The sequence below is a fragment of the Pseudomonas sp. HY7a-MNA-CIBAN-0227 genome (assembly GCF_040310325.1).
GTDB lineage: Bacteria > Pseudomonadota > Gammaproteobacteria > Pseudomonadales > Pseudomonadaceae > Aquipseudomonas.
The window spans coordinates 1-278 of sequence record NZ_JBEOPT010000106.1 but is presented as its reverse complement, the minus strand read 5'-3'; the positions used below and the strand labels follow the sequence as shown (position 1 = coordinate 278).

Below are 278 nucleotides of genomic sequence, written 5' to 3'. Positions count from 1 at the left end.
GAACTGTAGTGATAAGTTTGTCAATTATACCTTCTTTGAAGGAGCTTGCTTTCTTACATTGCGAAATAATGAATTTAGCATTAGTTTTGTTAGTAAAATTGAAGTTATCTAAATTATCTATATTATCTATGTATTCATCATTAATAAAAATCATAATGGAGTCGATACCACCATCATTACTACCATCGACAATTGAAGATAATATATTTTCGTATGTCACGCTACTATCTTTATGGATTTGAGTTAATGAAAAAATCTCGAATAATTCACTATCAGAC

1 protein-coding gene is annotated in these 278 nt (G+C 28.1%); it reads right to left on the bottom strand.

Annotation, left to right across the window (positions count from 1 at the left end):
• On the bottom strand, positions 1-220 hold a 220-nt coding region (locus tag AAEZ06_RS27170), incomplete at its 3' end, for a hypothetical protein (protein ID WP_350617183.1).
• Positions 221-278 lie beyond the last annotated feature (58 nt).